At 63.6% G+C, this 20,319-nt stretch carries 21 protein-coding genes; 13 read left to right on the forward strand and 8 right to left on the reverse strand.

All coding sequences use genetic code 11. The features are described from left to right. Positions 1-130: 130 nt before the first annotated feature. The 3 genes from AC1DWQ_RS17770 to AC1DWQ_RS17780 form a co-directional block, all read right to left on the reverse strand. Positions 131-379 (reverse strand): hypothetical protein, encoded by a 249-nt coding sequence (locus tag AC1DWQ_RS17770; RefSeq protein WP_436154840.1) that lies wholly within the window; start codon positions 377-379, stop codon positions 131-133. Beyond that, positions 366-731 (reverse strand): hypothetical protein, encoded by a 366-nt coding sequence (locus tag AC1DWQ_RS17775; RefSeq protein ID WP_457278577.1) that lies wholly within the window; start codon positions 729-731, stop codon positions 366-368. Before AC1DWQ_RS17775 ends, AC1DWQ_RS17770 begins: the two co-directional genes overlap by 14 nt. Positions 732-1,086: 355 nt before the next feature. Further along, the gene (locus AC1DWQ_RS17780; protein ID WP_477647799.1) at positions 1,087-1,998 is read right to left on the reverse strand and encodes a LysR family transcriptional regulator; all 912 of its coding nucleotides are present in this window, start codon (positions 1,996-1,998) and stop codon (positions 1,087-1,089) included. A gap of 162 nt (positions 1,999-2,160) precedes the next feature. Between AC1DWQ_RS17780 and AC1DWQ_RS17785 the strand changes: the two genes are divergently transcribed. From AC1DWQ_RS17785 to AC1DWQ_RS17795, 3 genes are all read left to right on the forward strand, one after another. Next, the gene (locus tag AC1DWQ_RS17785; RefSeq protein WP_477670824.1) at positions 2,161-3,126 is read left to right on the forward strand and encodes a hydroxymethylglutaryl-CoA lyase; all 966 of its coding nucleotides are present in this window, start codon (positions 2,161-2,163) and stop codon (positions 3,124-3,126) included. A gap of 24 nt (positions 3,127-3,150) precedes the next feature. Then, positions 3,151-4,359 (forward strand): CaiB/BaiF CoA transferase family protein, encoded by a 1,209-nt coding sequence (locus AC1DWQ_RS17790; protein ID WP_477670825.1) that lies wholly within the window; start codon positions 3,151-3,153, stop codon positions 4,357-4,359. Between the two features lie 76 nt (positions 4,360-4,435). After that, positions 4,436-5,461 carry a Bug family tripartite tricarboxylate transporter substrate binding protein gene (locus AC1DWQ_RS17795; protein ID WP_477671215.1) on the forward strand — a complete coding sequence of 342 codons (1,026 nt, stop codon included), beginning with the start codon at positions 4,436-4,438 and terminating at the stop codon, positions 5,459-5,461. A gap of 134 nt (positions 5,462-5,595) precedes the next feature. On the opposite strand, the gene AC1DWQ_RS17800 is transcribed toward AC1DWQ_RS17795, so the two are convergent. The 3 genes from AC1DWQ_RS17800 to AC1DWQ_RS17810 all read right to left on the reverse strand — a co-directional run bounded on the left by AC1DWQ_RS17800 (position 5,596) and on the right by AC1DWQ_RS17810 (position 7,684). Continuing rightward, on the reverse strand, positions 5,596-5,811 hold the full coding sequence (locus tag AC1DWQ_RS17800) for a TOBE domain-containing protein (RefSeq protein WP_477670826.1): 216 nt from the start codon (positions 5,809-5,811) through the stop codon (positions 5,596-5,598). Between the two features lie 88 nt (positions 5,812-5,899). After that, entirely contained in the window at positions 5,900-6,499 is a 600-nt protein-coding gene (ssuE, locus tag AC1DWQ_RS17805; protein ID WP_477670827.1) for an NADPH-dependent FMN reductase, read from the reverse strand. A gap of 144 nt (positions 6,500-6,643) precedes the next feature. Continuing rightward, a complete protein-coding gene (locus AC1DWQ_RS17810) occupies positions 6,644-7,684 on the reverse strand; it encodes a sulfate ABC transporter substrate-binding protein (protein ID WP_477670828.1) in 1,041 nt (346 codons plus the stop codon). Between the two features lie 156 nt (positions 7,685-7,840). On the opposite strand from AC1DWQ_RS17810, the gene AC1DWQ_RS17815 reads away from it, so the two are divergent. After that, on the forward strand, positions 7,841-8,122 hold the full coding sequence (locus AC1DWQ_RS17815; RefSeq protein ID WP_477670829.1) for an oxidative damage protection protein: 282 nt from the start codon (positions 7,841-7,843) through the stop codon (positions 8,120-8,122). A gap of 9 nt (positions 8,123-8,131) precedes the next feature. Next, complete coding sequence (gene mnmC, locus AC1DWQ_RS17820) at positions 8,132-10,045, forward strand: bifunctional tRNA (5-methylaminomethyl-2-thiouridine)(34)-methyltransferase MnmC2/FAD-dependent 5-carboxymethylaminomethyl-2-thiouridine(34) oxidoreductase MnmC1 (protein WP_477670830.1); 1,914 nt, start codon at positions 8,132-8,134, stop codon at positions 10,043-10,045. Between the two features lie 87 nt (positions 10,046-10,132). On the opposite strand, the gene AC1DWQ_RS17825 is transcribed toward mnmC, so the two are convergent. Beyond that, positions 10,133-10,999 (reverse strand): response regulator transcription factor, encoded by an 867-nt coding sequence (locus AC1DWQ_RS17825; protein WP_477670831.1) that lies wholly within the window; start codon positions 10,997-10,999, stop codon positions 10,133-10,135. Between the two features lie 66 nt (positions 11,000-11,065). Continuing rightward, positions 11,066-12,277: an ABC transporter substrate-binding protein gene (locus tag AC1DWQ_RS17830; RefSeq protein ID WP_477671216.1), complete on the reverse strand. Its 1,212-nt coding sequence runs from the start codon at positions 12,275-12,277 to the stop codon at positions 11,066-11,068. Positions 12,278-12,543: 266 nt separating this feature from the next. Between AC1DWQ_RS17830 and AC1DWQ_RS17835 the strand changes: the two genes are divergently transcribed. From AC1DWQ_RS17835 to AC1DWQ_RS17870, 8 genes are all read left to right on the forward strand, one after another. Further along, positions 12,544-13,335 (forward strand): sulfite exporter TauE/SafE family protein, encoded by a 792-nt coding sequence (locus tag AC1DWQ_RS17835; RefSeq protein WP_477667269.1) that lies wholly within the window; start codon positions 12,544-12,546, stop codon positions 13,333-13,335. Positions 13,336-13,379: 44 nt separating this feature from the next. After that, on the forward strand, positions 13,380-15,191 hold the full coding sequence (locus AC1DWQ_RS17840; protein ID WP_477670832.1) for a nitrite/sulfite reductase: 1,812 nt from the start codon (positions 13,380-13,382) through the stop codon (positions 15,189-15,191). 11 nt (positions 15,192-15,202) lie between these two features. Beyond that, positions 15,203-15,598, forward strand: a complete 396-nt coding sequence (locus AC1DWQ_RS17845; RefSeq protein WP_477670833.1) for a DUF934 domain-containing protein — start codon at positions 15,203-15,205, stop codon at positions 15,596-15,598. A gap of 5 nt (positions 15,599-15,603) precedes the next feature. After that, the gene (locus AC1DWQ_RS17850; protein WP_477670834.1) at positions 15,604-16,224 is read left to right on the forward strand and encodes a phosphoadenosine phosphosulfate reductase domain-containing protein; all 621 of its coding nucleotides are present in this window, start codon (positions 15,604-15,606) and stop codon (positions 16,222-16,224) included. A gap of 7 nt (positions 16,225-16,231) precedes the next feature. Further along, positions 16,232-17,188 (forward strand): sulfate adenylyltransferase subunit CysD, encoded by a 957-nt coding sequence (cysD, locus tag AC1DWQ_RS17855; protein ID WP_477651623.1) that lies wholly within the window; start codon positions 16,232-16,234, stop codon positions 17,186-17,188. Positions 17,189-17,302: 114 nt separating this feature from the next. Continuing rightward, on the forward strand, positions 17,303-18,628 hold the full coding sequence (locus tag AC1DWQ_RS17860; protein WP_477670835.1) for a sulfate adenylyltransferase subunit 1: 1,326 nt from the start codon (positions 17,303-17,305) through the stop codon (positions 18,626-18,628). A gap of 90 nt (positions 18,629-18,718) precedes the next feature. Further along, complete coding sequence (gene fdxA, locus AC1DWQ_RS17865; RefSeq protein ID WP_457278594.1) at positions 18,719-19,048, forward strand: ferredoxin FdxA; 330 nt, start codon at positions 18,719-18,721, stop codon at positions 19,046-19,048. Between the two features lie 98 nt (positions 19,049-19,146). Beyond that, entirely contained in the window at positions 19,147-20,250 is a 1,104-nt protein-coding gene (locus tag AC1DWQ_RS17870) for an NAD(P)/FAD-dependent oxidoreductase (protein ID WP_477670836.1), read from the forward strand. The last annotated feature ends 69 nt before the right edge of the window (positions 20,251-20,319 follow it).

Raw genomic sequence — 20,319 nt, forward strand, 5'->3', positions numbered from 1 at the left:
CTTCAGCACAGTATGCGCCCGGGTGTGCGCGGTGATCAAGGAGCCGTACGGCCCCATCGGCGTTGTGGGTAGCCGTGGATGGCCATGAATAGCCAGGCAGAGCCGGCGGTGCCGGCCCCGTGGCTCAGCTTCAGGCCTGGTTGGCGGCGTTTTCGAGGGCTTCGTCGAGTGCCTTGCACGAGGGCGAGCACACGGCCTGGGACTTGCCCAGCACTTTACGGGTGCCCATCAGGGAGCGGGCGCGGTGCTTGCCGCACATGAAACACGACATCGTGGCAGCGCCAAATGACGTGGTGGCAGCAAACGGTGAGCCCGACACCTTGGACTTGTAGCGCAGGCCGTCAGCGAGTACGGCGGTTTTGGCGTCAGCTCTTGCCATGGTTGGGGTCTTCCTTCAGTTGGGGGTTGATGGGTTTCATGGCCTTTTCAATGGCCTCTTTGGCCTTCAGCTCGGCAGCGAGCGAGGCGTCCAGCGCAGACCGGCACAGGCCCGCATACTGGTAATTGACGTTTTCATACAGCTCTGCCGCAGCCGGGTGCGTGTCGAGCAGCGCGCCCAGCGCCATGCCGGGTTCCACATCGCCCAGTTCGTTGACCAGGTGCAGCACCACGGAGCGGTACTGCTCGGCACCCACCGGCACCGCGCTGTGCTCAAGCCGTTCCAGCAGCTCGGCCAGTACGTGGGTGACCGTGAGGTCGGTTTTGTGGGGATGGGGTTGGGTGGCGTTCATGCAGTGAATTTGGGGCTTCCTTCCCCTAAATCAAGCACTTTGCGGACCAGGTAACCGCCCTTCGGCGGTTGCTGGCCCCCTTTCGGGCTAGCCTGGATCAGCCCTGCGCGCTATATTTTTTATAGCTGCTCGCGCTTGTCTGCTGTGGGTTGGAGGCCTATTTTACCTCTAAACGGCAGGCCCGGAAGCTTTCCCCGGGCTTCCAGAGGCCATTTGGCGTGCCTGCAGGTGTTACCAAACGTCTTTTGAACGCTGTTTAATGGATGAAAAGTAGCTGCAGACCAATGCTGGTAAGCGCAAGTAGCTCCTGATTTGATAGCACCAAAAATACCGCGCAGAGCGTCTACGGTACTTTTTACCCTCCATCGGGCAACCCTTTTGCCGCCAGATGGGCCACCAGCAGCCTGGCCGCCGCCGACAAACCCGCCTCATCCCGAAAGCAGATGGCAAAGCGCCGGCGGGCCCAGGGGTCGGCGAGCGGCATCACACGCAGCCCATAGGTGGCGGCATAAGGCTCAGCCACCTCGCGCGGCACCACGCTGATGGCCAGGTTGGCGCGCACCACGCGCAAGGCGGCCTCGAAGTTGGACACGATGACGCGGTGGACAACGACCTTGCCCTTGAGCGCTGCAGCCCGCAAGAGCAGCACCTGCACAGCACTGTGCGCGGGAAGGCTGACATGCTCGAAATCCAGCGTCTGCTCAAAGTGCAGGGTTTTCTCGCCTGCCAGCGGGTGCGACGGGTGGGTCACGATGGCCAGGTGGTCGGTGCGGTAGCTGCGCGACTGCAGGCCGCTCAGGTCGGCAGCGTCCCAGCAAATGCCGACCGAGGCCACACCCTCCTTGATGCCGCGAATCACATCGGGGCTGACGCGCTCTTCCATGTCGACCTGGATGTCATGGTGCGCCGGCTCCTGCAAAAAAGCCGCCACGTCGTCGGCCAGCGACTCGGCCATGACAGAAGCCGTGGCCAGGATGCGCACCTGGCCGCGCACGCCCTGGGCATAGGCGGCCATGTCGCGTTCAATGCGCTCGGCGCTGGCCAGCATGGTGCGCGCGTGCTCCAGCAGGCTTTCGCCAGCAGGTGTGGGCTCCACACCGCGGCGGCGCCGCACCAGCAGCGGCGTGCCGACGGTGTCTTCGAGCTGGGCCAGCCGCTTGCTGATGGCCGAGCCGACGATGTTGGCCTGCTCGGCCGCGCGGGCAATGCTGCGCGCATCACACACTGCCGCGAACAGCCGCAGCGTGGTCATGTCGAGGTCTCTCATGGGCGGCTCCTGGGTACACGTACAACTCGCCTGGAAAAGCGGCGCAGATTTGATATTCCCAATCGGAACGTCAGTGCTTCCAAAATTGACCAATCAAACCCTTTGGGAAATTCTAAACTGCAGCTGCGCCCCGAAAATGAACAGACGACAACGGAGACAACAGTGAACCTGCCTTCAAGGCCTGCCCTCCCCCGGCAGGCAACGATCCGTGAAGTCGGCCTGCGTGACGGCCTGCAAAGCATTGCCGCCGTGATGCCGACCGCGCACAAGCTGGAGTGGATCCAGTCGGCCTACGACGCCGGCCAGCGCGAAATCGAGGTTGGCTCTTTTGTGCCGGCGCGCCTGCTGCCGCAGCTGGCCGACACCGCCGGGCTGGTGGCCTTTGCCAAAACACTGCCCGGCCTGGTCACATCGGTGCTGGTGCCCAACCTCAAGGGCGCCGAACGCGCCATCGAAACCGGCGCCGACCTGATGCTGCTGCCGATTTCGGCCAGCCACGCCCACAGCCTGGCCAACCTGCGCAAGACGCCCGATGAGGTGGTCGAGGAAATCGCCCGCATCCGCGAACTGCGTGATGCGTCGGGCTCGCCCATCGTGATCGAAGTCGGCATGAGCACGGCCTTTGGCTGCACGCTGCAGGGCCGGGTCGAGCCGTCCGAGGTGCTGCGGCTGCTGCGCGCCGTGCTGGACGCCGGTGCCGACCGCGTGGGCCTGGCGGACACCGTAGGCTATGCCGACCCGGAAATGGTGCGGCTGTTGTTTGAGCAGGCTTTTGAGGTGGCCGGTGAGCGGCTTGACTGCGGCCACTTTCATGACACCCGCGGACTCGGCATGGCCAATGTGTATGCCGCGCTGCAAACCGGCGTGACGCGCTTTGACGCCTGCCTGGCCGGCATAGGCGGCTGCCCGCATGCGCCCGGCGCCAGCGGCAACGTGGCCACCGAAGACCTGGCCTATATGCTGGCCAGCATGGGCATTGAAACCGGCATTGACTTTGACAAGCTGATGGCGCTGCGCACCCGGGTGGCGGGCTGGCTGGAAGGCGAAACCCTGCACGGCGCGCTGTGGCGTGCGGGCCTGCCCAAAACCATGCGCCTATCTGCTGCCTCCGCTGCCGCTGCGGCCTGAACTATTTTTCTTCCGGAACACTGCATGCAACCCATCCCCGAATCCACCACCCCACAGCCGCTGGCCGGCTTGCGCGTGGTGGAGTTCACCCACATGGTCATGGGCCCCACCTGCGGCATGGTGCTGGCCGACATGGGCGCCGAAGTCATCAAGGTCGAGCCCATCGACGGCGACCGGACCCGCCGCCTGCTGGGCGCCGGCTCGGGCTTCTTTCCGCTCTTTAACCGCAACAAGAAAAGCATCGGCATTGACCTGCACGACCCGGTGGGCGCCGAAGTGGCGCGCAAGCTCTGCGCCAGCGCCGACGTGGTGGCCGAAAACTTCAAGCCCGGCACCATGGCCAAGTACGGCCTGGACTACACCGCGCTCAGCGCCGTCAACCCGCGCATCATTTACATCAGCCACAAGGGCTTTTTGCCCGGCCCCTATGACCACCGCACCGCACTCGATGAAGTGGTACAGATGATGGGCGGCCTGGCCTACATGACGGGCCGGCCCGGTGACCCGCTGCGCGCCGGCACCAGCGTCAACGACATCATGGGCGGGCTCTTCGGCGCCATCGGTGCGCTGGGCGCGCTGATCCAGCGCGGCATTAGCGGCAAGGGCATGGAAGTGCAGTCGGCGCTGTATGAAAACAATGTCTTCCTGATGGGCCAGCACATGCTGCAGTACGCCATGACGGGCAAACACCCGGCCCCCATGCCCGCGCGCGACAACCCCTGGGCCGTGTACGACGTGTTCACGGTACGGGACGGTGAACAAATCTTCCTGGCGGCCGTGAGCGACGCGCAGTGGCAAACCTTTTGCACCGTGCTGGGGTTTCCCGACCTCAAGGCCGACCCCTCGCTGGCCACCAACAACCAGCGCGTGGCGGTGCGCCCCGCCCTGCTCAAGGACCTTGCGGCGCGGCTGGCCCCGCGCAGCGCCGGCGAGCTTTCAGCCATGATGGAAAAAGCCGGCCTGCCGTTTGCCCCTATCCGCAGGCCCGAAGACCTGTTCGACGACGAGCACCTGCTGGCCACCGGCGGCCTGGCCGACGTGCGCCTGCCCGATGGCCCCAAGGCCGGCCAGATGGTAAAAACCACGCTGTTCCCCATCACCATGCAGGGGGAGCGCCTGGGGGTTCGCCTGCACCCGCCCACGCTGGGTGAGCACACCCGCGAGCTGTTGGCAGGCCTGGGCTACAGCGCAGGTGAAATGGATGACCTGCACCGGCAAGCGGCAGTCAGTTGAGGCAGTGAGTTGAACCTGCCGGCCGATTTGCGCGACTCACGACAACGAAGGAGACAAAATGACCCCCAAGATGAAGATGATCCGCAGTACCGATACCTCAGCCTTGAGCAACAAACCCGCAACCCGGCGCCAGGCTCTCCGGGGGCTGGGCACCCTTTTTGCCGGCGGCGCCTTTCTGGCATCGCCACGCAGATTGCTGGCCCAGACCACCGACAAGGTGGTGCGCTTCATCCTGCCGGTGGGCGCCGGCTCGGGCGTGGACACCATCGTGCGAACGGCCAGTGTTGCGCTGGGCAAGGCGCTGGGCAACCCGGTGGTGATTGAAAACCAGCCCGGCGCAGGCGGCATTGTCGGCACGTCCGCGCTTGTGAAGGCTGCCCCCGACGGCATGACGCTGAGCGTGGTGTCCAACAACCACGTGATCTACCCCAGCGTGTACAAGTCGCTGCCGTTCGACCCGGTGGCGGACATCACGCCCATCACCGTCATTGGCACCACGCCGATGGTGCTGGTGGTGAACCCCGCCAAACTGCCAGCCATCAATGTGAAAGAACTGGTCGCCCTGCTCAAGGCTAAACCCGATGCCTACAACTATGCGTCGTCGGGCAACGGCACCATCCTGCACCTGGCCGCGCAGATGTTTCTGGACGAAGCACAGGTCAAGGCCAAACACATTCCCTACAAGGGCGTAGGCCCCATGGTTGCCGACATGATCGGCGGGCAGGTGGACATGGGCGTGCTGGCGCTCCCTGCCGTGCAGGCGCACCTGAAGAGCGGCGCCTTGCGCGCCATCGGTGTGGGCGGCAGCGCCCGTTCACCCGCGGCGCCCGACATTCCGACCATTGCGGAACAAGGCCTGCCCAACTACAACATGGAAGGCTGGTTCGCGGTGATAGGCCCCGCGAAGCTGCCGGCGGCCGACGTCAAACGCATCCACGACGCGGTGGTTGCCGCCTATGCCACGCCCGAAGTGAAGGAAGCCATGCTCAAGCAGGGCAACACCATCAACCCCGGCAGCCCGGAAGCCGCCGCGCAGTACTTTCGCAGTGAACTGGTGAAGTACGCGCAGCTGGTGAAAAAGGCGGGCGTCGAACTGCAGTAAGGCACACACACAGGCGGCCGCCCTGCTGTTCATCACAACGGGACGGCCCTGAATTTGCTATGGTTTTAATAGCTGCTTGCGCCCGTCAATAAAGCGCCAGGCAGCAATTTTGCAATCAACCCGCCCTGGCATGCCTACAGCTTGGCGATGGACACTTCGGTCGACTTGACCAGTGCCACCACCTCACTGCCGACGGCCAGCTCGAGCTGGTCGACCGACCGCGTGGTGATGACGGAGGTGACGATGCCCCAGGGCGTTTCGACGTCGAGTTCAGACACCACGTCACCGCGGATGATTTCTTTCACGCGGCCGCGGAACTGGTTGCGGACGTTGATGGCTTGGATGGACATAAAGGTTCTCCTGGAACTTGGGTAAAAACGTTGAACTGAAAATCGATGAATTCAGTGGCCTGAATTCAGCACCGGCGGGCGGCTCAGCTCAGACGCTACATCGCACCCGCGAAAAATGCACAGGCTCAAAGCCCGTGGTGGCCGGCATCCGGAAGCTTTCCGCCAACAGCGTCAGCACCGCATCGTCCAGACGCACGGTGATCTCGGGCCCCACTTCATAGCGCTTGTCGGCCGACTTCGGCACCTGCGAATCGGTGGCATATACGCCCGGCAGGATGTGGCGGGCCGCCAGCGCCTGCAGCACCGGGCGCAGGGCGTAGTCCATCGCCAGCATGTGGTGGGGGCTACCGCCGGTGGCCAGTGGCAGCACGGTTTTTTCCTTCAGCGCCGTTTGCGGCAGCAAGTCAAGCAGCACCTTGAGCAGGCCGCTGTAAGCCGCCTTGTAGACCGGCGTGGCCACCACGATCGCACGCGCGCGGGCAATCTGGTCAATCGCCTTGACGATGGCCGGATGGCCCCACTCAGCCAGCAGCAAGGCCTGGGCCGGCAGCTCGCGGATGTTCAACCGGTCGACCACCACGCCGCCCCGCAGGGCCAGCCTGTCGCTGACGGAGTCAAGCAGCGCCGCCGAGCGGGACTGTTCGGAAGGACTGCCGGCAATCAGCAATACGGATTGTTGCGAGGACATTATTTGTGGAGCTCTCTGAGTTGCATTGATTACCAAGCGGCGTGTGCCAGCTCTCCCATTCCAGTGCCGGCGCGGAACCGGCTCAGCCGGGCCGCAGCGGGCGCCCCCTTGGGGGGAGGCGGCCAGAGGCCGCTTCGGGGGGGCCTATTTCCTGGTATAGATCTGGTCGAACGAGCCGCCGTCGGCGAAATGCTCTTTATCAGCCTTGGCCCAGCCGCCGAAGGCCTGGTCGATGGTGAACAGGTTCAGCTTGGGAAACTGCTTGGCGTACTTGGCAATGGCTCTTTGCGAAACGGCCGGGCGGTAGAAGTTCTTGCCGGCAATGTCCTGGCCTTCTTCAGAGTAGAGGTACTTCAGGTATTCCTCGGCCACAGCACGGGTGCCCTTCTTGTCGACGTTCTTGTCGACCACGGCAACGGCGGGCTCGGCCAGGATGCTCAGGGAAGGCGCGACCACGTCAAACTTGGCGCCGAATTCTTTTTCGAGCAAATACGCTTCGTTTTCCCAGGCGATCAGCACGTCGCCCTGGGCACGCTGGGCGAAGGTGATGGTGGAGCCGCGGGCGCCGGTGTCCAGCACCGAAACGTTGCCATAGAGCTTGGCGACAAACTCCTTGGCCTTGGCGTCGCTGCCGTATTTGCGCTTGGCGAATTCCCAGGCGGCCAGGTAGTTCCAGCGGGCGCCGCCCGAGGTTTTAGGGTTGGGCGTGATCACGTTGATGCCGGGCTTGATCAGGTCATCCCAGTCCTTGATGCCTTTGGGATTGCCCTGGCGCACGGCCAGCACGATGGTGGAGGTGTAGGGCGACGAGTTGTGCGGCAGCTTCTTTTGCCAGTCGGCCGACAACCAGCCGCCGTTTTTGACCAACGCGTCGGTGTCGCCGGCCAGGGCCAGCGTGGCCACGTCGGCGTCCAGGCCGTCAATGATGGAGCGGGCCTGCTTGCCGGAGCCGCCGTGCGACTGCTTGATCGTCACATCCTGGCCGGTCTTGGCTTTCCAGTATTTGCTGAAGGCCGCGTTGTATTCGACATAAAGCTCACGGGTTGGGTCATACGAGACGTTGAGCAGCGTGACGGGCGCTTGCTGGGCCTGGGCGGTCAGCAGTGACCCTGCCAGCGTCAAACCCAAACCGGCCGCCACGGCAGTGCGGGCGGAAACATTGATAAAGTTGCGGCGTGAAGTCATGGTTGCTCTCTTTTCCAAAAAATTGCGTGTAAATGCGAACAAAATGGATTCTGGAAGCAGACCTTAGAAACTGGAACGAATAAAAAATCAGTTCTTTATTCCACAAACATCCTTAGACATCTCAGCTACAACTTAGCCCTACGAAAGAACTACCCCATGGCACGCCTCGTCAAATGCATCAAACTCGGCAAAGAAGCCGAAGGCCTGGACTTCCCGCCCTACCCCGGCCCGCTAGGAAAGCGCCTTTGGGAAGAAGTCAGCAAGGAAGCCTGGGCGGAGTGGATGAAGCAGCAAACCATGCTGGTCAATGAAAACCGCCTGAACCTGGCCGACGCCCGCGCCCGCCAGTACCTGGCACGGCAGATGGAAAAACATTTCTTCGGCGACGGCGCCGACGCAGTGCAAGGCTACGTCCCACCCACGACACCCACGCCCTGACCTGACCGCATGCCCGAGCGCATTGAGTGGCTGGACGACGGCACCGCCGGCGGCAGCCCCTACAGCCCGCGCTTTGGCGACCGCTACCGTAGCGAGCTGGGCGGGCTGGATCAGGCTAAAGAAGTCTTCCTCAAGGGCTGCGGCCTGCCTGGGGCCTGGGCCGGTCAGCCGCAATGGACTGTTCTTGAAACCGGCTTCGGCCTGGGCCTGAATTTCCTGGTGACCTGGGCCGCCTGGAAGGCCGACCCGAAGCGCCCTGGCCTGCTGCATTTCGTCTCGACTGAAGCCTTTCCGGCGAGCGCCGAAGATGTGCTGCGCAGCGCCAGGACCCATCCTGAATTGCTGCCTTTCGCCGAACAGTTGCAGCGCCAGCTATGGGGGCTGCTGCCGGGCTTTCACCGGCTGGTGTTTGAAGGCGGCCAGGTCTTGCTGACGCTGTGCATCGGCGACGCCAAGGCCATGCTGCGCGAGCAGTCGTTTGAGGCAGATTCGGTCTACCTGGACGGCTTCAGCCCGCAGCGCAACCCGGACATCTGGGACGTGCACACCTTCAAGGCGGTAGCCCGCTGCTGCCGGCGCGGCACGCGTATAGCCACCTGGACAATTGCGCGCAGCGTGCGCGACGCCTTGGCGCAATGCGGATTTGTGGTGAACAAGGTACCGGGCATTCCGCCCAAGCGCGACAACCTGCAGGGTGAGTTCAACCCGGCGTGGGAGCCGAAAAAAACACATCCCTCGCCCACACGCCGGCCACCTGCCCGCTGCGTGGTGATTGGCTCTGGCCTGGCCGGCGCGGCCGTGGCGGCCAGCCTGGCGCGCCGCGGCTGGCAGGTCGTGGTGCTGGATGCTGCCGAAGAGCCCGCCACCGGGGCGTCCGGCCTGCCCGCCGGCTTGCTGGCGCCGCATGTCTCGCCCGACGACAACCCGCTCTCGCGCCTGTCGCGCCATGGCATTCGTGCCACGCTACAGCAAGCTGAGGCCTTGCTGCAGGCCGGTGACTGGGGCCGCACCGGCGTGCTGGAGCACGCGGTGGAGCACCCGCGCAAACGGCCCGAGGCGTGGCAAACAGACTGGGTCGACGCCGCTAGCGACTGGACAGGGCCAGCCGACGCCGACAAGCTCAGGCAATGCGGCCTGCCGCCGGATACGCCCGCGCTGTGGCATGCGCGGGCCGGCTGGATCCGGCCGGCCGCCCTGGTCGACGCCTGGCTGGCGGGGCCGGGTGTGCAATCGCACGGCCGATCAATAGTGAACCGCCTGAACCAGGCCTCGGGCCAATGGCAGGTTCTGGATGCGCAGGGCCGGGAGTTGGCTCGCGCCGAACTCGTGGTGCTAGCTGCCGGTTATGCCAGCCTGGAACTGGCAGCCGGCGCCGGTACGGACAAGGCTGGCGAACTGGCATTGCAGGCCATCCGGGGCCAGGTGAGCTGGGGCCTGCACGAGCCCGGCGCGGTCGGCGCACTGCCGCCCTTTCCCGTGAACGGCCATGGCAGCCTGGTGCCCGCGGTGCCCCTGCCCAGCAAGGCCGGCGGCGTGGCCTGGGTCATGGGCTCCAGCTTTGAACGCGACAACACCCAGGCCGAAACACGGCCCGAGGACGACCAGCACAATCTCAGCCGGCTGCAAACCCTGCTGCCGCAAACCGCCCGTGCACTGGCCGCACAGTTTGAGCCAGGGAAGGTTCAGTCCTGGGCGGGTGTGCGCTGCGCTACACCCACCCGTTTACCCGCTTTGGGTCCGCTGGAAGAAAGCCCGGGCCTGTGGGTGTGCAGCGGCATGGGGTCGCGCGGGCTGACGTTTGCCGCGCTTTGCGGGGAATTGCTGGCGGCGAAGCTGCACGCCGAACCTTTGCCGATTGAACAGCGGCTGGCGGAGGCGCTGGTGCCGCAGCATGCGGCGCCCGCACCGATCGTCAACACCTGAGATTCTTAAGCAAAACAGGGCTGAAACCAAGGGGAACGGGCGCAAGCAGCTATCAAATAGATAGCATTCAAGGCGTAGTGAGCGCCTTCACTCCACGCTGCGCAGCAGGCGTTTGAGCTTTCCGGGGTGCAGCGGTTTGCGCAGGCTGCCGCGCGCGCCGCCGAACCATCCGCGCACGGTGTCCAGCGGGGAGAGACGGTTGCCGGTCAGGATCAGGTAGGCGATGGCAGGGCGCGATGCCTCCACTCGCTTGACCATTTCCCAGGACTCAATGTCGGGGAGCTCCATGTCGAGAATCACCAGCTTGTAAAGATGCGTGTCAATCAGCTTGAGCGCTTCGGTGCCGGTGGTCGCCTCGTCTATCTTCACGAAACCGGCCATGGCCAGCCTGGCACGCAGGTAAAGACGCGCGTCGCGGTCAGCATCCACCACCAACACCTGAGGGCGCTCCGGCAGGGGCTCCGGGGCTTCCAGCGGCGCCGGCGCGGTAGGCGCCTGCGAATCAAAGTCGAGATCGAGGTCCAGCAGCGCAGTGGATTCGGACAGCAGGTCGAGATCCAGGCCCTTCTCACCATGTGCTTTGCCCGGCTGCAGGGCCTGCGCGGCCTGCCGCCGTTCAGCGGCCAGCAATTCGTCCATACCGTCAATCACGGCGGTCCACTGCAGCGGGCGCGGGATCACCAGACGCGCCCTGGCCGGCGGGTTGTCGCCGATCCAGATCAGGGTGAAGTCGTCATTCGCGGGGTTGGCCAGCTCCAGCGCAGCTTCCCAGCTGTCGCCGTCAATCAACGCCATCAAGGCCTCTTCGGGCGCGTCGGGCGTCCAGGGGGTGTAGGCGATGGATCGTGTTTCGGAAATGCGAAACACTGCGTTCAGGGCATGACGCTCAACGTCATCAAACCCGAACACTTTTACAAAAACCCGCTTGACAGCCTCACCACCCGTATTCGTCATTGCGCCCGATTATGGGGGGATCACCGGGGAGGCTTCAAGGAATTCAGCGCCTGCGTTGTCAAAACGTCACTTCATGGCCGCGGCAGGCCGGCGGGCCTTGACATACGCATCGCTTGGCAAATAGGCCTTGCCGTCGGCATAGCGCCATTGCACCATGGTGCCCTTGTGGCCGCGCAGATCCAGCCTGCCCACGTAGGCGCCCATGGTGGACTGGTGGTCAATGGCGCGGAATTCGGCGGGGCCGAAAGGCGTGGAAAACTTCAGTCCGCGCAGCGCCACCACCAGCTTTTCGTTGTCGGTGGAATTGGCCCTGCGGATGGCGGCAAAAATCGCCTGCATGGTGGCGTAGCCCACCGCCGAGCCGACTTTGGGGTATTCGTTGAAGCGGCGATAGTAGTTGGCCGCGAAGCTGGCGTGTTCCCGGGAGTCGATCTGGTCCCAGGGGTAGCCGGTGACGATCCAGCCTTTCGGCGTGTCGTCTTTCAGCGTCTCCAGGTACTCGGGCTCCCCCGAAAGCATGGACACCACTGGTATGCGGGGAAAAATGCCGCGCTGGTTGCCCTCACGGACCAGCCGGGTCAGGTCGGCCCCGAAAGTCGCGTTGAAAATCGCCTCAGGTTTTGCCTGCATGGCCGTCTGCAGCGTCGGGCCGGCTTCTATCTTGCCCAGCGCCGGCCACTGGTAACTCACAAACTCGACGTCCGGTCGCCTGGCTTTCAGCAGCTCCTTGAACACAGTGACCGCGCTCTGGCCGTATTCGTAATTGGGGGCAATCGTGGCCCAGCGTTTGGCCGGCAACCTGGATGCCTCTTCGACCAGCATGGCTGCCTGCATATAAGTACTGGGCCGCAGGCGGAAGGTGTAGCGGTTGCCCTGTTCCCAGACGATGGCGTCGGCCAGCGACTCGCTGGCGATAAACACCCGTCGGCTCGCCTGGGCATGGCCGGCCAGCGCCAGCCCGACGCTGGAGTAAAACCCGCCCGCCAGCACATCCACCCTTTCTTTTGAGGTCAGCTCGACGGCCTGTCGCAGGGCTTCCTCGGGTTTGCCGGCGTCATCGCGCGAGATGACTTCGATCTTGCGGCCCAGCAGGCCGCCGGCCACATTGATTTCCTCGACCGCAAGCTGCCAGCCTTGCCGGTAAGGCTGGGCGAACTGGGGAATGGCGGAGTAGCTGTTGATTTCGCCGATCTTGATGGGAGGTTTCGGGCTGCCCTGGGCGAGCGTCACCGCCGTGGCGCAGGCCAGAAACAAACCACCCATCAGGACGGACTTCATCAATTTCACGGGTTTTCTCCAAAAATGGGCAATTCGGTTAATTTGGCAAGCCCAAAACAGGGCGGCTCATCCGAAAGAGCAGGGACTGTACCAGCGCTTTGTGACGGGTCGGTTGGTGAATGGTCAGCCTCAACGCAAGCCTTATGCCGCTGGCACGAAAAAACCGCCCGAAACCCGCATATTTATTGGCGAATAAGCTTATCTGCATAACGGCAGAACAAATGTGTAGTTTGTTTTTATAAGTCGGGCACTTACATTTTCCCGCTATGCATGAATTTGCCTTTGTATTTGCTGGTTTTGCCGTCGGCCTGGTTGTGGGTTTGACAGGGGTGGGCGGCGGCTCGCTGATGACGCCGCTGCTGATCTTCTTTTTCGGCATCAAACCGCACCTTGCCATCGGCACCGACCTGCTGTTTGCGGCCTTTACCAAGATGGGCGGGACCGTCAGCCTGGCCCGCGCCCGGGTGGTGGACTGGAAAATCGTCGGGCAAACAGCAGCCGGCAGCATTCCGGCGGCCCTGGCCACCCTTTATATGTTGCAGCGCATGGGCCCGGCCAACCCGGCTACGCAAGCCATCATGACCACCACCCTCGGCCTGGCGTTACTGCTGACGGCTGGCGCCACGGCCTACAAGGTGCTGCGCGGCAAGGCCGCCCCTACCACCATCGCGCCCGAACTCATAGGCCAGGCCACGCGTGCGCGCCACTGGTCGCTGCCGCTGCTGTTTGGCGCGGTCATCGGCACGCTGGTCACTTTGACGTCAGTCGGCGCGGGTGCCATCGGCGTGATCGTGCTGATGCTGCTCTACCCCACCCTGCCGCTGCCGCGCATCGTGGCGGCCGACATTGCCCACGCCGTGCCCCTGACGCTGGTGGCGGGCCTGGGTCATGCCTCCATCGGTTCGGTCGACTGGCCGCTGCTCATCAAGCTGCTCGCCGGCTCGCTGCCCGGCATCTGGCTGGGTTCGCACCTGGTGCACAAAACGCCTGACCGCGTGATCCGTTCGCTTTTGTCCGTGCTGCTGGCCTATGCCGGCGTGAAGCTGATTTCGATCTGACCCTCTCCTTATAAAAATCCCACGACGTTTGAATCCCGACAGCCATGTACCAATACACAGAATTTGACCGCGAGTTTGTCAAGGCCCGCGCCAACCAGTACCGTGACCAGCTGACCCGCTGGCAGGCAGGCCAGTTGCCTGAAGACGAATTTCGCCCGCTGCGCCTGCAAAACGGCTGGTATGTACAGCGCTATGCGCCCATGCTGCGCGTGGCCGTGCCTTATGGCGAGCTGTCGAGCGCGCAGATGCGCGTGCTGGCCAAAATCGCCCGCGAATACGACCAGCCCAACGCCGCGCTGTTCAATGAAGCCCAAGCCAAGCAGGACAAGCTCGGCCCCGTCAATCTGAAAAACGGCCTGTCGGTCAGCTCCAAGCTGACCACCGGCTACGCCCACTTCACGACGCGCCAGAACGTGCAATACAACTGGATTCCGCTCGACAAGTCGGCCGAGGTGATGGACCTGCTGGCCAGCGTCGCCATGCACGGCATCCAGACCAGCGGTAATTGCATCCGCAACATCACCAGCGACGAACGCGCCGGCATCGCCGTTGACGAGATCGCCGACCCGCGTCCCTTCGGCGAAATCCTGCGCCAGTGGAGCACGCTGCACCCCGAGTTCGCCTTCCTGCCGCGCAAGTTCAAGATCGCGATCAGCGGCGCCCGCGAAGACCGCGCCGCCACGGCCTGGCACGATGTCGGCCTCCATTTGATCCGCAATGCCGAAGGCGAACTGGGCTTCAAGGTGCTGGTGGGTGGCGGTATGGGCCGCACGCCGGTGATCGGCACCGTGATCCGCGAGTTCCTGCCCTGGAACCAGATCATGAATTACCTGGAAGCCGTGGTACGTGTGTACAACCGCTATGGCCGCCGCGACAACATCTACAAGGCCCGTATCAAGATTCTGGTGAAGGCCGAAGGCCAGCGCTACATCGACGACGTCGAGGCCGAATACAAGCAGATTCTGGAACACGACGGCGCGCCGCACACCATCACGCAGGAAGAACTCGACCGGGTGACAGCCTGCTTTGTGCCGCCCGCGCTCAATTGCGACCGCAAGAGCGCCGATACAAAAATTGCCAACATCCTGCGCGCCGCCGCCGAAGACGACGTGGAGTTCGGCCGCTGGCTGCAGCGCAATGTGGCCCCGCACCAGAACCCCGACCTGCGCGCCGTGACGCTGTCGTTCAAGCGCCTGGGCCAGGCGCCCGGCGACGCGACGGCCGACCAGTTGGACATCGCGGCTGACCTGGCCGACCAGTTCAGCGCCGGTGAAGTGCGTGTGACGCACGACCAGAACCTGCTGCTGCCCTGGGTTCGCTGCGACGAGCTGCCCGAGCTCTGGCGTGCCGCCCGCAAGGCCGGTTTTGCCAAGCCCAACATCCACCTGCTGACCGACATGATCGCCTGCCCCGGTGGCGACTTCTGCTCGCTGGCCAATGCGCGCTCCATCCCGATCGCCGAAGCCATCACCGAGCGCTACCAGGACATGGACGAGCTGCACGACCTGGGCGAGATTGACCTGCACATCAGCGGCTGCATCAACTCCTGCGGCCATCATCACAGCGGCCACATCGGCATCCTGGGTGTGGACAAGGATGGCCTGGAGTGGTACCAGGTCTCGCTGGGCGGCTCCGATGGTTCCACGCTGAGCGGTGCCTCGGTGCCCGGCAAGGTGGTCGGCCCTTCGTTTACCGGCGCCGAAGTGCCCGAAGTCATTGAAGCGGTGCTGGACACCTATCGCCAGCTGCGCGAGGACGGCGAAACGTTCATTGCGACTTTCCGTCGCGTCGGCATTGAACCGTACAAGGCCGCCGCCAAGGCTGCGCGCTTTGCCCCCAACACCGTCGCGCACTGAAAGGACTGACCATGAAATTACTGCCTTTCAGCGAACAAAGCGGCGCGGAACAGCCCGGTACCCTGGTCCTTGCGAACGACGCCGATCCCTTCGAGGTCTCACTCGACGGCATCTCTCGCATTGACCTGAACTTCCCGAAGTTCACCGACGGCCGCGCCTACAGCCAGGCCTTCCTGCTGCGCCGCCGCCGCGAATTCAAGGGTGAAATCCGCGCCACCGGCGACGTACTGGTGGACCAGCTGGCGCAGATGGAGCGCAGCGGTTTTGACACCGCCGTGCTGCGCGCCGACCAGGACATGGCCGTGGCCCAGCGCGTGCTGGCGTCCTACCCCGGTTACAGCGCAGGCAAATACCAGGGCGACGCGGTGGACGTGCAACCCCACTTCAAGGAGGCGGCTTGCGCCTGAACACCATGAGCCTCGACCTTGCAAAGATCAACGCAGAACTCGGCCACAACGCACAGGGCCTGGTGGGCTGGGCCGTGGGACTGGGCCGGCCCGCCATCGTCACCACCAATTTCCGTCCCTTCGAGGCGGTGATACTGCACATGGTGACGCGCGCCAATTCCCGCGTTCCCGTGGTCTGGATGGACAACGGCTACAACACCGAGGCCACCTACCGCTTTGCCGACGAAGTGACCAGGCTGCTCAAGCTGGACCTGCATATTTACCTGCCGCGCCGCTCCCGTGCACACCGCGAGGCGGTGGAGGGTCCGACCCCGGCGCTGGACGATCCACGCCATGCGGCCTTCACTGAGGAGGTGAAACTCGAGCCCTTTGCCCGCGCTCTGCGTGAAACCGCGCCCCAGGTCTGGTTCACGGCCTTGCGCGCCACCGACACCGCGGTACGCGCCCAGATGGATCCGGTCAGCGTCAACCCCGACGGCCTGATCAAGGTCGCGCCGCTCCTGCACTGGTCGTCCAAGGACCTTTACCAGTACTGTGAGATCAACGGCCTGCCCAACAACTTTGACTATGTGGACCCCACCAAGGGCGAAGACAACCGCGAATGCGGCCTGCACCTTGCGCACTGACTGACCTATGAACGCCCGCACCCCATCCCACCTGCTGCCAGCCGACCCGGCGACCTCCATCGCGCGGCTGTCCAACTCCCACCTCGACGCGCTGGAAGAAGAAACCATCTTCATCCTGCGTGAAGTCGCCGCCGCCTTTGAGCGCCCGGCCCTGCTGTTTTCGGGCGGCAAGGATTCGTTGGTGATGCTCAAGTGCGCCGAGAAAGCGTTCGGCGTGGGTCGCATTCCCTACCCGCTTCTGATGATCGACACCGGTCACAACTTCCATGAAGTGACCGACTTTCGCGACCTGCGCGCCAAAGAGCTGGGCGCCGAACTGATCGTGCGCAATGTCGAAGACTCGATGAAACGCGGCACCGTGCGGCTGGCACACCCGGGCGAATCGCGCAATGTGCACCAGTCGGTCACGCTGCTGGAGGCGATTGACGAATTCCGCTTTGACGCGCTGATTGGCGGCGCGCGCCGCGACGAGGAAAAAGCGCGCGCCAAAGAGCGCATCTTTTCGCACCGCGACAGCTTCGGCCAGTGGCAGCCCAAAGCCCAGCGCCCCGAACTCTGGACGCTGTTCAACACGCGTCTGCAGCCTGGCGAGCACTTTCGCGTTTTCCCGATCTCCAACTGGACCGAACTCGACGTGTGGCAGTACATCGAGCGCGAAAAGATTGCCCTGCCATCGCTCTACTACGCGCACCAGCGCAAGGTGGTTGAGCGCAAGGGCCTGCTGGTGCCGGTGACGGAGCTCACGCCCGCGCGCGACGGCGAACAGGTGGTGGAAAAGACCGTGCGTTTTCGCACCGTCGGCGACATCACCTGCACCTGCCCGGTGGACAGCCCGGCCGCCACGGCGGCCGAGATCGTGATTGAAACGCTGGCCGCCGACGTGAGCGAGCGCGGCGCCACGCGCATGGACGACAAGACCTCCGACGCCTCCATGGAAAAGCGCAAGAAAGACGGGTATTTTTAGTTCTCCCCCGGGCAGGCTTCGCCTGCTCCCCCCAGGGGGCGGCGCCTGCGGACCGGCACAGCCGGACCCGCGGCCCCCACTGATAAAGACCTTGCCACCATTTTTGAGACTGAGATGACTACAAGTACCCACACTACTGATTTGATAGCTGGTGGCGCACAGCCAGAAACGGTTGCAGGCCAAAACGACCTGAAACCTGCGTTGAAGTTCATCACCTGCGGTTCGGTCGACGACGGCAAAAGCACCCTGATCGGCCGCCTGCTGGTGGACAGCAAGGCCGTGCTGCAGGACCATCTGGCCGGCGTGCAGCGCCAGGGTGAAACCGACCTGGCATTGCTGACGGACGGCCTTTCAGCCGAGCGCGAACAGGGCATCACCATTGACGTGGCCTACCGCTATTTCGCCACTGAAAGCCGCAAATTCATCATTGGCGATGCCCCAGGGCATGAGCAATACACCCGCAACATGGTGACGGCCGCCTCCAGTGCCGACGCCGCCGTCGTGCTGGTGGATGCGACCAAGCTCGACTGGAAAAACCCTGCGCTGGAGCTGCTGCAGCAAACCCGCCGCCATTCGCTGTTGGTCAACCTGCTGCGTGTGCCGTCCATCGTGTTCGCCGTGAACAAGCTCGACGCCGTGGAAGACCCGACGCTGGCTTTCAGGAACATTGAAGCAGCGCTGGCAGCATTCGCCCGGGCCGGGAAAATCCCGGTGAAAGCGACTGTGCCCGTGTCCGCCCTCAAAGGCTTTAACGTGGTGGATGCCCAACCCGGCTGGTGCGGTTATGAAGGCTTGTCGCTGCTGCAGTTGCTGGAACACCTGCCCGTTACGCCCGCCGAGACCACCGAAGCCTTTGCCTTCCCGGTGCAATGGGTTGAAAAGTTTTCATCTTCATCCGATACCTCTCAAGGACGGCGCGTCTTCTGGGGCCGCGTTGCCTCGGGCGGCGTACAGCCGGGCCAGAGCGTGACCATACTCCCCAGCGGCAAGACGGCCGTGGTGGCGCAGGTGCTGGACCATGCCCGCCAGCCCAAGGCCATCCTGGCCGGCCACAGTGCAGGCATCGTGCTGGACCGGGAAGTCGATGTGTCGCGCGGCGACTGGCTGCTGGCCACTGATACCTTTGAGCCCTCGCGGGAGATCTCGGCCACCGTGGCCTGGATGGACGATGAGCCGCTGGTCGCCGGACGCGTCTACTGGGCGCTGCATGGCCACCGCTGGGTCAAGGCCAAGGTCAAACGCATCGTTCACAAGCTCGACGTCAACACCCTCGCCGAGGAAGACGCCAGCGAGCTTCCGCCCAATGCCATCGGCCACATCGAGCTGAGCCTGCAGGAGCCGCTGGCCACCCTGCCCTATGCCCGGTCGCGCATGCTGGGCTCGCTGGTCCTGGTGGACACCGCCTCGAACAAGACTTCAGGTGCCGTGCTGATCCTTTGACCAGGATCAAGCCCCGCGCCCTCAACGACTTAACCCTGCTCACGGAATCCTCTTAAAATTGAGGGTTTCCACCGATTAGCCCCAAATAACATGACTCACATCGTCTCCGAATCGTGCATCCGCTGCAAATACACCGACTGTGTGGATGTCTGCCCCGTGGATTGCTTCCGGGAAGGCCCCAACATGCTGGTGATCGATCCGGACGAATGCATCGACTGCGCCGTCTGCATCCCCGAGTGCCCGGTCAATGCCATCTACGCCGAGGAAGACGTGCCGGCCGACCAGGTTGCATTCATTCAGCTCAATGTGGAATTGAGCCGCGCTGCAGGCTGGAAAAGCATCACCAAGCGCAAGGATGCCCTGCCCGACGCCGAGGAATGGAAAGACAAGACGGGCAAACTGTCCGAATTGGTCCGCTAAGCCCTACTAAGCCGGTTCATTCGGCTTATCCGGCCTGAAGCCACCGGCACCTCGCCCTCCCCGAGCCGCCACGCGCGTTGCAAAGCGCCCCAGGAACCATGGAACCTCAACTGAACCAAGAAGTGATCAATACCGCAGCGCAGCACGACGGCCCCATCGAAACCGATGCGGTGATTGTGGGCGCCGGGCCCGTAGGCCTGTTTCAGGTGTTTGAGCTCGGCCTGCTTGAGATCAAGGCCCATGTGATCGACTCGCTGGCCTACCCGGGCGGCCAGTGCATTGAGCTTTACCCCGACAAGCCGATTTACGACATTCCGGCCGTGCCCGTGTGCACCGGCAAGGAGCTGACCGACAACCTGCTCAAGCAGATCGAACCCTTTGGCGCGACCTTTCATTTCGGCCAGGAAGTCAGCGTGGTTGAAAAGCAGCAGGACGGCCGCTTCTTTGTCGAAACGTCAAAAGGCACGCGCTTCCTGACCAAAACCATTTTCATCGCAGCCGGTGTGGGTGCCTTCCAGCCCAAGCTGCTGCGCGTGGACGGCCTGGAGAAATTTGACGAAAGCCAGCTGTTTTACCGCGTGAAGAGCCCCGCCGACTTTGCCGGCAAGAACCTGGTGATTGTGGGCGGCGGCGATTCCGCGCTTGACTGGACGCTGAACTTTGTCGCCGAGGGCCCGAACAAGGCCGAGAGCGTGATCCTGATCCACCGCCGCGACGGCTTCCAGGCGGCGCCTGCCAGCGTGGCCAAAATGCGCGAGCTTTGCGACGCCTACGAGATGCAGTTCATCGTGGGCCAGATCACCGGCTACGAAGAAAAAGACGGCAAGCTGACCGGCGCCAAGGTCACCGGCTCCGACGGCGTGACGCGTGTCGTCCCGCTGGACGTGCTGCTGGTGTTCTTCGGCCTGTCACCCAAGCTCGGACCGATCGCCAACTGGGGCCTGGACATCGAGCGCAAGCAGCTCAAGGTAGACACCGAGAAGTTTTCCACCAATGTTCCGGGCATTTTTGCAGTCGGCGACATCAACACCTACCCCGGCAAGAAGAAGCTGATCCTCAGCGGCTTCCATGAGTGCGCGCTGGCAGCTTTTGGCGCGGCTCCCTTGATCTTCCCGGACAAGAAGATCCACCTGCAATACACCACGACCAGCCCGAAACTGCACAAGGTGCTGGGCGTTGAATCGCCGGTGTTTGACGACTGAGCCGAACTGGCTCGCTCCACCTGAAAGCCCGCCGCGTGCGGGCTTTTTGTTGCCTGTACGGCTTACGCA

The sequence above is a fragment of the Polaromonas sp. P2_G11 genome (assembly GCF_056403595.1).